This window comes from Cognataquiflexum nitidum, assembly GCF_022538055.1.
Classification (GTDB): Bacteria; Bacteroidota; Bacteroidia; order Cytophagales; family Cyclobacteriaceae; genus Cognataquiflexum; species Cognataquiflexum nitidum.
The window spans coordinates 225,479-238,076 of sequence record NZ_JAKZAM010000003.1; the positions used below are offsets into that span (position 1 = coordinate 225,479).

Genomic DNA, 12,598 nt, shown 5'->3' on the forward strand with positions numbered 1-12,598 from the left:
TGACGCTAGTTTCATCTCTCGCTTCTCGCTTCTAATCTCTCGCTTCTAAATCAGGTCGCAAGTTAAATCAATTCCCTCCATTTCCGCAAATAATATTAGGGTCATTTGTTCATTTCATTTTTAATACGCTATCTTTGCAGTCCAAAATTTAAGATGGACGGGATCCATCAATTCACTAAATATCAAATTAATATGGCAGTAAAAATCAGATTATCGCGTAGAGGCAGAAAAAAAATGGCCATCTATGACGTTGTAGTAGCTGATGCTAGAGCTCCACGTGATGGACGCTTTATCGAAAAAATCGGGACTTATAACCCCAACACTGACCCTGCATCCATCAACATCAACAATGAGCGCGCTCTTAAATGGTTGTTGAACGGTGCGCAGCCGACTGATACAGTAAAGGCTATGCTTTCTTACAGAGGTATATTGTTGCAAAAACACCTTCAAATCGGTGTATTGAAAGGCGCGATCACACAAGATCAGGCGGATGCAAAATTCGAAACTTGGAAATCTTCTAAAGAAGCTGCTATCGGCGGTAAAGTGGACAGATTGACCAAAGAAAAAGAAGACGCAAAAACCAAGGCATTTGAAGCTGAAACAGCTAAAAACCAAGCCCGTCTTGACGCCATCAAGAAAAAAGAAGATGACGCTATCGCTGCTGCTACTCCAAAAGTAGAAGAAGCTCCGGCGGCTGAGGTTGAAGCACCTGAGGCAGCAGCTGAAGGAGAAGAAACCCAAGCTTAATACCCCTTTACACCATGAACAAAGACAATTGTTTCCAATTGGGCTATGTGTCCAAAGTTCATGGGCTTCATGGTGAGGTTACGGTAGTCCTGGATGTAGATTTTCCGGAAGATTACGAAGAACTGAAGCATGTCTTCATCGAGCAAAAAACCAGGTTAGTCCCTTTCTTTATTGAGCATTTTGTGTCCCAACCGAACAACAAGGTGCTTGCAAAATTTGAGGATTACAACTCGGTGGACGATGCAAGCAAACTCATAGGATCGGCTTTGTTCCTTCCGATGAGCGAATTGCCCGAGCTTGGAGAAGACCAATACTATTACCATGAATTGGTAGGTTTTGAGGTAATCGACGATTCCCTCGGACTTATCGGAGAGGTTAAGGTCATTTATGACATGGAAACCCAGGATTTATTGGGCGTCGAACATAAAGGAAAAGAGGTTTTGATACCCATTCAGGACCAGATTATCCTCAAAGTCGACAAGGCAGCTAAGAAAGTTTACTGCTCCCTGCCCACAGGATTGATTGACATATATTTGGAAGACTGATGCGCATAGACATCATTTCAGTTGTTCCCGGATTGTTGGAAGGACCCTTTTCACATTCGATTCTCAAAAGAGCGGAAGAAAAAGGTTTGGCCACAGTGAGGGTCCACAACCTGAGAGATTATGCCGGCGGCAAACAGAAGCAGGTCGATGACTATGCATTTGGAGGCGGTGCCGGGATGGTCATGATGATAGAACCCATCGCCAAGTGCATCGAAACACTCAAGAGCGAAAGGGAGTATGATGAAGTCATTTACATGACACCTGACGGAAAGAAATTTGACCAGCAAATGGCCAATGAACTCTCTCTCAAGGAAAACTTCATCATCCTGTGCGGACACTATAAAGGTGTCGACGAAAGGGTCAGACTGAAATGGATTACCAAAGAAATCAGCATCGGTGATTATGTCCTCTCAGGAGGCGAATTGGCCGCAGCTGTGGTGACGGATGCCATTATCAGGTTGATTCCGGGAGTACTCAATGACGAAAGCTCGGCATTGACAGATTCCTTCCAGGACGGGCTTTTGGCCCCACCGGTATATACCAGACCCGCAGACTATGAGGGAATGAAAGTGCCGGAAATATTAATGTCAGGACATCAAGCCAAAATAGATACCTGGAGATTTGAAGCATCGGTTCGCCGAACCAAAGAAAGAAGACCGGACCTTCTCGAAGGAAAAGAACTCTGAGGCGATATATCTAAGAAAGTAATATCATTGAGTCTAACAAAAGATTGCGCTGAGGCGCAGTCGCTACAAGCACATAAAATATACAGCTATGAGCGAACTACTTAAAATTGTAGAAGCGGAATACAGCGAGGCGAGAGCCAAATTCCCTTCTTTCAAAGCAGGAGATACCATCAACGTCCACGTGAAAATCACTGAAGGTAACAAAGAGCGTATCCAGCAATTCCAAGGCACCGTCATCCAGAGAAAAAATCCAAATACAAACGGAGAAACTTTCACTGTAAGAAAAGTATCAAACGGTGTAGGTGTGGAAAGAATTTTCCCTATCATCTCCCCAGCCATCGACAAAATCGAATTGATGAGAGAAGGTAAAGTGAGAAGAGCTAGATTGTACTACCTAAGAGGTCGTCAAGGAAAGTCTGCCAAAATCAAAGAAAAAATCAGACACAGAAAAGACGCTTAATTGTCTTTTTCACAAAAAGGGAATCCAAACGGTTTCCCTTTTTTTATAGGCTTTGCTGACTTATAAACTCTTTAAACAAAAGCACTTTTGCTTTGTCTTTTTCTGAAAAAAGGAAAGAGGCAACATCAGAAGCCATTTCTTCCATGCTGATTTTTTCACAATGCTCGATTATCCGGTTTTTGAGTTCCAAACCGGCGCTGATTCCTATTTTCTGACGGAGGTATCCGTAATCTGGAGTTTGGATTTTGCTCAGAATAAATACAACATCAAAAAAGTCCCTTCCCTTATTCCTTGGCCTATTCAAAATCGCATAAAACTTCTTCGCAAGCAGTAATTTCAAAGGCACAACTTTGATTGGGCAGAAAACATCAAACCGGTTTAGGATGTAGGATTCTGAAATAAACTCAAAATGCTGAGCTTCAGTATCCAATTGGATCAAAATCTTTTCTTCCTCGTATCCTGAGAGTCCCGAATCGAAAAGAAGTTTTGGGAATTTTACCAAACAATGAAAAGCACCTCTAAATCTATTTTGGATTTCCACCTCGTAACCTTCATTGCTCAGAGAATTTTTAATCTCCAAGGAAATTGATTCAAATTCATTTTCTGTCAAACCCAAATTATCGAAATCCAAGTCCTCAGAAAAACGTTGGTTACCGTGCACAATTCTCAAACAGGATCCTCCTAAAAAAATAAGTTTATTCCCATAAGAACTCTCAAACACAATTTGAAGGATTTTATATTGGAGGTATTCCCTAAGCATAAACCTCCTGAACTTATGAAGATGCTCAGGGAAAAATTTTTGGATTTCATCAATTCCTAACATGGTCAACGTATTTTATTAAGCCCTCCACCCTTTTCTCAAGAGTTTTATTTTGGTAAATTTTTAAATAATCATGCAATAACTCCCATTTAATATGACTTATAACAGAGGGGTTTAGCCGCAAAGATTCAAAATCTCCTATACTGACGAAATTGGGATTTAGGTACAAATAGTCCAGAATGCATTTCTCTAAATCTGCCATTGCAAAATGGATATGCCCTACCTGTTTGATCTGATATCCAAAGAAAATCTTGCTGTGGATACTTCTATAACTGAATGTCCCAATGAAGGTATTGAAGGTTGAAGTTTTTTTTGTAGAAATGGAAGTTATAGTAAATACTCCCTCAGGTATTAAGTTATAATGGCTAAATGCGGATTCCAAGGACACGTAGGAAGGTTGATAAATCTTATTGGCAATCCGGTATAAACTTTTCGTCGATTGTTCGATTTCCGCAAAGACATACCATTTATTGATTATCTTTTTCAGGTATCCTTTTTCCTGCCATTCCACCAATCTTCTGTTATCGAAGTTCGGGAAAAATATATTTATGTGTGAAATAGAGAAAAAACCCAACGGCAACAGTTTTTCTCTAAATTCTAAATATTTCATTTTATTGTTATTTATAACAATTTTAAGAAATATAAATTGAAATTACAACCGCTATTAATTAACCCATATCATTGGGTTGGTTATAAGGTATCCTTATCTTTTCCTATCTTTGCAGCCTCAAAATAGACTGAACAATACAACCAAACGGATTCCAACAGGTTGTACTAAGAATAAAATCATACCATGAACAAAGAAGTACGTGTAAGATTTGCTCCTTCCCCTACAGGAGCTCTACATATCGGCGGCGTTAGAACTGCCCTTTACAATTACCTATACGCAAGAAAAACAGGAGGGAAATTCCTTCTGCGCATCGAGGATACTGACCAAAACAGGTTTGTGCCCGGAGCAGAAGAATACATCAAAGGTGCATTGGACTGGCTTGGAATCTCTCCTGATGAGAGTCCTTGGAATCCGGGCAACAGCTCTCCCTACCGACAGTCCGAGCGAAAACCAATGTACATGCAGTATGCGCTTGACCTGATCGAAAAAGGTCATGCCTACTATGCATTTGATACTTCTGAGGAATTGGATGCGATGAGAGAAAGACTTACTGCCGCAAGGGTCGTATCTCCTCAGTATAATTCTATCACCAGGACCCAAATGAAAAACTCCCTTACCCTCCCTGAAGATGAGGTCAAGGCGAGATTGGCTTCCGGCGAGGCCTATGTCATCCGTATCAAAATCCCAAGAAAAGAAGAAGTGAGATTGCATGACCTGATCCGTGGATGGGTCATGGTTCATTCAAGTACTTTGGATGATAAAGTCCTGATGAAATCAGACGGGATGCCTACTTACCATTTGGCCAATATCGTGGATGACCACCTGATGAAAATCACCCATGTCATCCGCGGTGAGGAATGGCTTCCTTCCGCACCCCTACACGTATTGCTGTACAAGTACTTTGGATGGGAAGATACCATGCCGGAATTTGCGCATTTGCCCCTGTTGCTAAAGCCTGACGGAAACGGCAAACTTTCCAAAAGAGATGCCGACAAGCATGGTTTTCCTGTATTCCCGATGGATTGGAAAGATCCGAATTCAGGGGAAACAGCCATGGGATTCCGCGAAGGAGGTTACCTCCCTGAAGCCATGTTGAATTTCTTGGCTTTCTTGGGATGGAATCCGGGCGACCATAAGGAGATTTTCAGCTTGGAAGAATTGGTCGAAGCATTTTCTATCGAAAGAATCGGTAAATCAGGTACAAAATTTGATATCAATAAGGCAAAATGGTTCAATGAACAATACCTCAGGGCCAAGTCAGATGAAGAATTGGCAGCATATCTCATCGCTGATATCGAAAAAGAAGGGCTTTCAATAGACAAAGAAAAAGCAGCAAAAATAGCCCATGTCATGAAAGAAAGAGCAACTTTCCCCGCGGACCTTTGGAAAGAAGGAAAGTTTATGCTGATCGCTCCTTCCAAATTCGACGATGAGATTGCAGGAAAGAGATGGAATGCCGAAGTCGTCACCGTATTGGCAACTTACATAGAAAAGCTAGCGGCGCATACCGGCGAATTCACTCCCGAAATTGCTAAGGCTGTTCTTGAGGAATCCGCAGAAGCCAATGGCATCAAACTGGGCAAAGTCATGCAGGCAGTACGCTTGGCAGTGACCGGAGTGGGTGCAGGACCGGATCTGATGGCAGTATTCAGTATTATTGGAAAAGAGGAATTGTCCAAGAGGATCAAGTTTGCCTTGGACACTTTGCAGGTACTCTGATTTATTCAAAAAAGAAAAAACTCCAATGGCTAAGAAACCTAAAAAAGAAGAAATCGCAAAGGTTCACAAGGACCTTGAAGGTTTCAAGATGAACATAGACACTTTTGGAGAAATTTCAAGTACTTTCTCCATCGATAAGCTCAATGAATTTCTAAACAAAAATGTCGATGACAAAAAGCTCAAAGACAGGGAAGACATTGAAGAAATAAAAGAAGGTAAAGAGAAAAAGAAAAAATAAATTATGAGCAACCGCAATGAAATGGGTAGCCAAATTATATTCTGATTTACACCTTGGCTTGGTTTGACAGGCTCACCAACCGCTGCCCGGTGCCCAATGGTTTTGTTTTCCTCCCTTCCTACTCATCTTTCAATATTCGGTGGCTGAGCGAAGTCGAAGCCTTTTTGTCAAATCTAGATGGGGGTAAAAAAGCGGCTAACCATAAAACAAATTTCTCTAACATCTTTCCAATTGAAAATTTAGGCACAAAATCATGAAGATTTTGTGCTTTTTTTGATCCAACCATTTCCGTTGCCCGTATTATATTTTATATTTCGACTTAAACATTAGTAGAATCAATTATGAAACCATATTTACTTACACTTTTTCTATTACTATTTTCCATATCGGTTTTTGCCCAAACTACTGGTACCATTACAGGTAAAGTCACTGACAGCAAGACAGGGGAAGTCCTACCGTTTTGTAATGTTTTTATTAACAATACCACTCTTTCTACAGTCACTGACATTGACGGAAAATTTACACTGCCCAACGTTCCTGAAGGGGAGGTTGAAGTTGCTTTTTCATTTATAGGATATCAAGCAATACAAAAACCGGCGTCCATCAAACCTGGAGGAGAATTTATTCTCAATGTAAGTATGGTTTCATTTGAACAGGAACTCTCCGATGTCGAAATCAAAGCCACGCGTGACAAGGCTTGGGAAAGGGAGTTGAGAAGGTTCAAAAATCTATTTTTAGGAAATGACAACCTTGCTTCACAATGCGAAATCCTCAATCCATGGGTTATAGAATTTCCTGAGGAAAATACCACAAACAGCTTTCGGGCCACCGCTATCCAACCTATAGAAATCAAGAATAACGGACTGGGCTACAACCTCACTTTTGACCTCAAGGAATTCTACTTCACTCCCCAATATTACATCATCGCCGGCGCGACGAGATTTGTAGAAATGGATACTTCAGCCCAAATGGTCAGACAAGTGTGGGAGAAAAACCGTGAAGAAACTTACAAAAAGTCTCCGGCCAATATGTTCAGATCCATGATCCAAAACCAGCACAATCAGGAAGGATTCATGCTTTATGGAAATAAACCGGGAGGATCGGAAACATTAAATATGCGGTCAGATATTTTTTCAAATGAATTGGGAAAATCTGTCGTCATCTATAACCCTGAAAACCTGATAACCCCCGGAAGAAAGCCCGGAGAGTATAAAATATACTTTAAAGGAAGGGTTGAGATCCATTATGAAAAAGGTTACAGTACCATCAATACTTACAAAGATGCTCCCTACCCGATTTCATGGATCGAAGTCAATGGGAATTATGTCAATGTAAATACCAACGGTGTGGTCCTCAACCAAAAAGATGTAACCTTCTCCGGAGATATGGACAAGAGAAAAGTGGCGACACTCCTGCCTATGGATTATAATCCTCCATTTTCTTTGAAATCCAACACCCAAATGGCAAAGGATGCAAATGGCTTACAGGAAAAAGTTTATCTCCATTTGGACAGGCCGTTTTACTACAAGGGAGATCAGTTATTTTTTAAAGCCTACCTGAATTACAACAATCAATCACTTAAGAAAGAGTTGAGCAAAGTATTATATGTAGAATTGATTTCCGAAAACAGGGATTTACTGATTCAGAAAAAATTTAAGATCGAAAACGGGCAGGCCGTTGGGGACATGTTTTTGCCGGACACACTCAACTTGAAAAAATATTATTTGAGGTCATATACTACTTGGAACAGGAATTATGGCCCTGACACTTACTTTGTCAAGGCAGTGCCGGTTCTCAGTCCTTACGATAGGATAACAGAATCAGAATCTGTGGAAGAGTCAACATCTCAAATCACAGCTGTATTTACTCCAAATAAACCAGAATACTCAAAAAGGGAAAAAGTAAGTCTGGATATCAGACTTCAGGATCAAAAAGGTAATCCAGTCTCTGCCAATCTTTCTGTTTCGGTGACGGATAATCATTTTGTCACCCCTATATCGCTGAACCCAACAATTCTAAATGGGCTGGTAATCAAAGAAGTCCCCAAACATATTACCACAGACAAGTTCACCTATCCTATTGAAAAGGACATGAGGATATCAGGGCAATTTTTCAATGAAAAAGGAAAGCCTGAAGCAATACCCTTCACAGCCTATTTCAATAATTTCTCAGCCACTCTTGAGCTTGAGTCGGATATCGAAGGAAAGTTCAACCTTGAAGAAATGGACTTTTATGGACCTCTCGATTTTACATTCATGGCTTTAGATAAAAAAGGAAATTCTTATGGCAAGTTCCAGATTATCAGCCCATTAAAACCTCCATTTTTTGTGCCTGAATCAGTTAAAATGCCAAAATTCGCAAGCACAAACGAGGCAATTTTTTCTAGGGTTGAAGAAAAAACCGTTGAGCTCCAGCAGGTCATTGTAAATGAGGAGGTTACAATAGACAAAACTAGGGCTATCTATGGAAAGGCCGATCATGTGGTACAGGGAGATCTTTTGATGCGCGGAGGAAACTCCACAGATCTTTTGCTTAGCCTCAAACCATATATCCCGGGGATGGCAGTCAATTCTTTTGGGCAAGTCACTTTGAGAGGAGGAGCGACATCTTTGACCCTTTCGCTCGAACCGATGGTAATGGTAGATGGTGCCATCCTTCCCGGCAACAGTGCCGCTTCCAATATCAATTCCATCAATCCAAACGATGTGGAAAGGATAGAGGTCGTAACCAGGATGGCTTCAATTATGGGCGATATGGGCAGAAACGGTGTCATTGCCATCTACCTTAAAAAAGGCGGGCAGCCATCTTCTATACTAAATACCGCCTCCGCAAATATGAATACCATCGTAGTCGACGGGTTTTCAGTTCCAAATAATTTCTTTCAGCTAAGCCATGAAAATGAAGGTGAATCTCTTCCATTGGGTTATGATGAGAGAGCAACACTTTACTGGAATCCCTATCAAATTACAGATGGAGAAAACGGAAAACTACAGATCGAATTCTTTATGAATGACAACCCAAGTTCCAAATCTATGGTAATCGAAGGACTCACCATTGATGGGACCCCAATTAGGGCAAAATTCATGATTCCTTCCGGAAAGTGATTTTTGTTCCTATTATGAATTTCAAACACCTATTTTTGGAAATGCAAAAATTGATTTTCTACATAGCCGTCTTCGCCTTCTTGGCTTTACCTATTTTGGTACAAGGGCAGACAAGTTTTGGTATCAGAGGTGGATATTCTGTGTCATCCTTGAGCTATAGAACCGGTGCGGGAAGGCCACCTACCCGAACTAGCGGTATTAGTGCCCCGACTTTTGCTTTTGTTATGGAACATTTTGCCGGAAAAAATGCAGGGATCCAAATTGAAATCCAATACCTAACTTTGGGATATTCTCAAACAGATACTGTATTTGCCGGAACCAACAGGACTGAGTTGGATTACCTGAAAATGCCAGTTCTCTCGAATTTTTATGCGGGCAGAGGAGGTAGGTTCCATATTAAAATAGGACCACATTTCGGATACCTTTTGAATGCCACAGACGTACAGAGGGATTTTGATGGGAATAATTTTTTGCCCACATATGGAGGACCGGGGGACAATCCCCGAAAGTTTATGTATGGTCTGACAGCCGGTGCAGGACTTTCCAAATTATTTGGAAAAAGCACCTTGGAAGGAGATTTGAGGTTTTCATATGAATTTGGAAGGCCTGAAACCTTAGACCGGATTTTTGAAATAAATTCCACGAATATTGAATTCACTTTGACCTATTTGTTTCAGGCTTTGAAATCCAAAACCCAAAATTGAAACCTAAAGGAACTTATCCAGGGTTTTGATGGTATGATAGATAATTAAATCGAAAAGATATGCTACAAGCTCAAAAAAGACCCGTCCATATTTACATGGAAGCAAATCCAAACCCGAATTCTTTAAAATTTGTGGTAAACTTCATGTTGACAGATGAGGGTGTCAGCTTTGATTACCCTGATCAATCTAGTACCGAGACTTCTCCATTAGCAAGTGAATTGTTCAATTTTGCTGCCGTCGATAGGGTTTTTATCACATCCAATTTTGTGACTGTGACCAAGAAAGATGATATTGATTGGGTAGAGATTCAGGATATAGTCCGTGACCATATCAAAAAATATTTGGAAGCCGATAAATCTGCCGTTGTGATTACTTCATTTACAAAGGATCCTCTTTTTGACGAAAATGATTCCGAAACAGTAAAGAAGATCAAAGGGATATTGGATGAATACATTCGTCCGGCGGTCGAGCAAGACGGTGGTGCCATCGTTTTCCATAGTTTCAATGAAGGAATAGTAAAAGTCTTACTTCAGGGATCTTGCTCGGGATGTCCTTCGAGCACCGTCACCCTCAAAGCAGGTATCCAGAATTTATTGACGAGGATGCTTCCTGAGGTCAAGGAAGTTCAGGCTGAAGGAGTTTAAGTATTTCTGATGCTGAGAGGAAATTGGACTTGGACATTATTGGGCCTGATCAGTTTGGTGGTCAGGCATTTTGCTGTAAAATATCCCGAAAAAACCGAGGCAATATATTCGAGGACCTTTTTCCCGGGAATCAGGAATGTCATTGACCTTTCCCTGTCACTCTTGCCTTTTGCCACAGTTTATATATTTCTGGGTTCTTTGATCTTTTTTATCGGTTATTATTTTTACCGATTGAATCATACTGAAGGCTGGAAAAATAAAATCGGATATTCATTTCGTTCTTTGTCCAATTATTTGGGTGCCATTGTTTTCTTTTTCTTGGTCCTGTGGGGTTATAATTACCAGAGAATCCCAATTTTCCAACAAGTAGGTCTGAAGCCAATTCCACTCAATGAAGACCAACTCATCAAGGAAACTGAATTGACAAGAAGCATTCTCAGTCAGCTCAGATACAATATCGAGGAAGATACCATTGCCATTGAAAAGACCATAGAATATCCGGAACTTGAAAAATTGGTAAGGGCCAATATGCGTGAAAACTTGTATTTGTTGGGATTGAACTTTACAGGAAATCCAAGGACAAAGCAGTTTTATCCGGCAGGATTCATGCGGAAAATGGGGATTTTGGGAATATATTTTCCATTTACAGGCGAAAGCTACATCGATCCGACATTGCACCACTTAGAAAAACCCTTTACCATCGCTCATGAAATGGCACATAGCTATGGGGTGACGGACGAGGGTGAGGCCAATTTTATCGCTTGGGTGATCTGTTCCAATTCCGATGATCCTTTGTTGCAATATTCCGGGCAGCTCAGGTTATTGAGATACCAGATGAATGACATGTACAGGATGTCCAAAGATTTATTCAGGGACTTTTATAAAACATTACCTACAGGAATCCGAAATGATTTAATCTCTATCCAAAAGGAAAATGAAAAAATCAAACCAATAAATCTGGAAATAAGCAGAAAATCCAATGACCTTTTTTTAAAAACCCAAGGAGTGAAAGCAGGGATAAACAGCTATCAGCAACTGCCCATGCTTGCATATGCCTGGAGAAACAGTCTGAAAGATGGATTTTAAAATCAATACTCAAGCTGCCTCCTGTACATCTGAATGGTATTTTCCAATCCATAATACAAAGCATCACAAATCAAGGCATGACCGATAGAAACCTCATCCATAAAGGGGATACTTTCCTTTAGGAACTTAAGGTTGTGCAAATCCAGATCATGTCCTGCATTCAATCCAAGACCCAAGTCTTTTGACAGCAAAGCGACCTCCACATAAGGTTTCACAGCTAGTTTTCTGTCTGAGTGGTACAGAGTGGCATAAGGTTCGGTATACAACTCGACCCTGTCGGTTCCGGTATTTTTGGCCGGTTCAAAATATTTAGATTCAGGATTGATAAATATTGAAACCCTTGTACCAGACTCATGCAGTTCGGCCACGATATCTCGGAGCAAAAGTTGATGTTTGATCGTATCCCAACCGCTGCTAGAGGTAATTGCCTGAGGAGGATCCGGAACCAATGTGGCTTGTGCAGGTCTGACCAAACGGATCAGGTCCATAAACCTTTGGTCAGGATATCCTTCTATGTTAAATTCGGTAGTGACTACTTTGGAAAGATCGATCACATCTTGGTACCTGATATGTCTTTCATCAGGCCTTGGGTGAACGGTAATGCCCTGTGCACCAAACCGCTCCGCATCCAAAGCCACTTGAACTACATTCGGATTATTTCCGCCACGGGCATTCCTGAGGGTGGCGATTTTGTTAATATTTACGCTCAGTTTGGTCATTTTCCTAGATTAAAAGATATTTTTGTGACAAATTTACACCTATAACACAAAGAACAAGACAATGGGTTTAAAGGGAAGTGTAGAAAGTGAAATAAAAAATGCCATGCTCGCCAGAGACAAGGACAGGCTGAGGGCATTGAGAGCTATCAAATCGCTGATTCTATTGGAAGAAACCAAAGAAGGTGCCGGCACTGAGCTTTCTATAGAAGATGAAATGAAGCTTTTGACCAAAGCTGCCAAGCAAAGAAAGGATTCAGCAGACATTTACAAGCAACAAAACAGAGAAGACCTCTATGCGGTAGAAATGGCCGAGCTTGAAATCATCAGCGAGTTTTTGCCAAAGCAATTGACCGAGGAGGAACTTGTGGCCGAATTGAAGGCCATCATTTCTGAATCCGGTGCTTCCGGAGCCAAAGACATGGGCAAAGTAATGGGTTTAGCTTCCAAAGCACTGGCGGGCAAAGCCGACGGTAAAGCGATATCACAGAAAGTCAAAGAACTCCTGGCCTGATAAGC

The 12,598-nt window shown here is 41.0% G+C and carries 14 protein-coding genes; 11 read left to right on the forward strand and 3 right to left on the reverse strand.

Translation table 11 applies throughout. From position 1 onward, the window contains the following. Nucleotides 1-192 precede the first annotated feature (192 nt). From MMU07_RS03235 to rplS, 4 genes are all read left to right on the forward strand, one after another. Nucleotides 193-747, forward strand: a complete 555-nt coding sequence (locus MMU07_RS03235) for a 30S ribosomal protein S16 (protein ID WP_241124397.1) — start codon at nucleotides 193-195, stop codon at nucleotides 745-747. Between the two features lie 14 nt (nucleotides 748-761). Further along, nucleotides 762-1,292: a ribosome maturation factor RimM gene (gene rimM / locus MMU07_RS03240; RefSeq protein ID WP_241124398.1), complete on the forward strand. Its 531-nt coding sequence runs from the start codon at nucleotides 762-764 to the stop codon at nucleotides 1,290-1,292. Beyond that, the gene (gene trmD / locus MMU07_RS03245) at nucleotides 1,292-1,978 is read left to right on the forward strand and encodes a tRNA (guanosine(37)-N1)-methyltransferase TrmD (RefSeq protein WP_241124399.1); all 687 of its coding nucleotides are present in this window, start codon (nucleotides 1,292-1,294) and stop codon (nucleotides 1,976-1,978) included. Before rimM ends, trmD begins: the two co-directional genes overlap by 1 nt. A gap of 88 nt (nucleotides 1,979-2,066) precedes the next feature. Continuing rightward, the gene (gene rplS / locus MMU07_RS03250; protein ID WP_113923857.1) at nucleotides 2,067-2,438 is read left to right on the forward strand and encodes a 50S ribosomal protein L19; all 372 of its coding nucleotides are present in this window, start codon (nucleotides 2,067-2,069) and stop codon (nucleotides 2,436-2,438) included. 43 nt (nucleotides 2,439-2,481) lie between these two features. Here the strand turns inward: rplS and MMU07_RS03255 are convergent, their stop codons facing one another. Next, complete coding sequence (locus MMU07_RS03255) at nucleotides 2,482-3,261, reverse strand: nucleotidyl transferase AbiEii/AbiGii toxin family protein (protein ID WP_241124400.1); 780 nt, start codon at nucleotides 3,259-3,261, stop codon at nucleotides 2,482-2,484. After that, complete coding sequence (locus MMU07_RS03260; protein ID WP_241124401.1) at nucleotides 3,248-3,868, reverse strand: type IV toxin-antitoxin system AbiEi family antitoxin domain-containing protein; 621 nt, start codon at nucleotides 3,866-3,868, stop codon at nucleotides 3,248-3,250. Before MMU07_RS03260 ends, MMU07_RS03255 begins: the two co-directional genes overlap by 14 nt. A gap of 183 nt (nucleotides 3,869-4,051) precedes the next feature. Here MMU07_RS03260 and gltX point away from each other — a divergent pair, with 183 nt between their 5' ends. The 6 genes from gltX (at nucleotide 4,052) to MMU07_RS03290 (ending at nucleotide 11,363) form a co-directional block, all read left to right on the forward strand. Continuing rightward, a complete protein-coding gene (gene gltX / locus MMU07_RS03265) occupies nucleotides 4,052-5,587 on the forward strand; it encodes a glutamate--tRNA ligase (RefSeq protein WP_241124402.1) in 1,536 nt (511 codons plus the stop codon). Nucleotides 5,588-5,612: 25 nt separating this feature from the next. Further along, a complete protein-coding gene (locus MMU07_RS03270; RefSeq protein ID WP_241124403.1) occupies nucleotides 5,613-5,825 on the forward strand; it encodes a hypothetical protein in 213 nt (70 codons plus the stop codon). A gap of 341 nt (nucleotides 5,826-6,166) precedes the next feature. Then, nucleotides 6,167-8,929: a carboxypeptidase-like regulatory domain-containing protein gene (locus tag MMU07_RS03275; protein ID WP_241124404.1), complete on the forward strand. Its 2,763-nt coding sequence runs from the start codon at nucleotides 6,167-6,169 to the stop codon at nucleotides 8,927-8,929. 41 nt (nucleotides 8,930-8,970) lie between these two features. Beyond that, nucleotides 8,971-9,633 carry a porin family protein gene (locus MMU07_RS03280; protein ID WP_241124405.1) on the forward strand — a complete coding sequence of 221 codons (663 nt, stop codon included), beginning with the start codon at nucleotides 8,971-8,973 and terminating at the stop codon, nucleotides 9,631-9,633. A 59-nt stretch (nucleotides 9,634-9,692) separates the two neighbouring features. Further along, a complete protein-coding gene (locus MMU07_RS03285) occupies nucleotides 9,693-10,277 on the forward strand; it encodes a NifU family protein (RefSeq protein WP_241124406.1) in 585 nt (194 codons plus the stop codon). Between the two features lie 9 nt (nucleotides 10,278-10,286). Beyond that, the gene (locus tag MMU07_RS03290) at nucleotides 10,287-11,363 is read left to right on the forward strand and encodes a DUF3810 domain-containing protein (protein WP_241124407.1); all 1,077 of its coding nucleotides are present in this window, start codon (nucleotides 10,287-10,289) and stop codon (nucleotides 11,361-11,363) included. Nucleotides 11,364-11,365: 2 nt separating this feature from the next. Here the strand turns inward: MMU07_RS03290 and MMU07_RS03295 are convergent, their stop codons facing one another. Continuing rightward, complete coding sequence (locus MMU07_RS03295) at nucleotides 11,366-12,082, reverse strand: pyridoxine 5'-phosphate synthase (RefSeq protein ID WP_241124408.1); 717 nt, start codon at nucleotides 12,080-12,082, stop codon at nucleotides 11,366-11,368. Nucleotides 12,083-12,143: 61 nt separating this feature from the next. On the opposite strand from MMU07_RS03295, the gene MMU07_RS03300 reads away from it, so the two are divergent. Beyond that, complete coding sequence (locus MMU07_RS03300) at nucleotides 12,144-12,593, forward strand: GatB/YqeY domain-containing protein (protein ID WP_241124409.1); 450 nt, start codon at nucleotides 12,144-12,146, stop codon at nucleotides 12,591-12,593. The last annotated feature ends 5 nt before the right edge of the window (nucleotides 12,594-12,598 follow it).